The sequence below is a fragment of the Thermanaeromonas sp. DSM 22490 genome, from assembly GCF_056378755.1.
This window is the reverse complement of sequence record NZ_JBJHHE010000066.1, coordinates 1-1,175: the sequence shown is the minus strand read 5'-3', so window position 1 is coordinate 1,175 and position 1,175 is coordinate 1. Positions and strand designations below refer to the sequence as shown.

Annotated in this window: 1 protein-coding gene; it reads right to left on the bottom strand. The window is 56.9% G+C overall.

Annotated features, from left to right (window positions below):
- Window positions 1-953 (bottom strand): IS110 family RNA-guided transposase (locus tag AC1BI1_RS15325; RefSeq protein WP_476718171.1); only part of this gene is annotated, 953 nt, incomplete at its 3' end.
- Between the last annotated feature and the right edge of the window lie 222 nt (window positions 954-1,175).

Below are 1,175 nucleotides of genomic sequence, written 5' to 3'. Positions count from 1 at the left end.
ATGGTGAGTAGCTTCCTTGCCGCTGCTACGATAGCAATCTTATGGCCTTTGCGCTTTTTGAGCCTTAAGTAGAAGTCCCGCAGAGCGCCGGGCTGCCTCACCGCCGTCTGGGCAACCTGAATGAGGACCCAGCGTAGCATGCTCCGACCCGCCTTGGTGATGTGCCCGGTGTACCTGGTCTTGCCCGACTGGTGCACCGAAGGAACCAGGCCGGAGAAACTGGCAAGCTTCTTCGCAGAGGCAAAGCGCTTGATATCGCCAATCTCGGCCAGGATGGTCAGGGCGGCCAGGACGTCTATCCCCGGTATGCCCAGAAGGATCTCCATCCCGGGCAGGGCAATAGCCCTTAGGTTCAACTCTTTCTCAATGGCCGCGATTTCCGCCTCCAGGGCCTCAAGGACCTTGAGATTCGAGGTCAGGACTATCTTCTCCACCTCGGGCAGTTCCTCAAGCTCCCGAAGGAACTGCCTGCCCTTTACTCCAAACAGGTCGCTTACCGGCACCGTTATGGCGTGCCTGGCCAGAACCGCGTGGATCCTGTTCTTAACGCCCACGACCTGCTTCTTTAAGGCCGCCCGGTGGTGGAGAAGGGTCCTTAGCTCTCGCTCTTCCTTGGAGGCCACCCAGCAGGCACAGACAAAGTCCGCAGCCAAGAGCCTGACCAAAATCTCGGCGTCTACCTTGTCCGTTTTAATCCTGGCCTCGGCGATAGCTCTGGTCCTTATGGGGTTGACGACGATCACTTGTGCTCCGCGCTCGCTTAAGATATCATAAATCATGGAGGCATTGCCGGTGGCTTCAAGCGCCACCTTGCAATTACCGTCGAGTTCTTTGGCGAACCGCTTCCACTCCTTCTTCTCGTTGGGGAAGCGGAACCGCCTAATAGAGTTATCCGGCAGAAGCTCTGCTCCCTCGCAAGTAGCTTTGTGGACATCAAGGCCAAAATACCGCAATCCTGACGCACCTCCGTTTCTTTGGGGCAGGCAAAGGTAAGCGCGACACTCACCTATCCGGGCTTTTTAGCCCACTTGGGCGGGTCGAGGGGCGGCCAAACAGTTTGTCGGGCTCTAAGCCCATGGGGATACACGGCCGCCCTGCCTGCACCCACCTTTGCTTGTATCCCACCCTAATAGATTAATTCGTCAGGGTTGCGGTTTTATCATGCCAACAGTTTT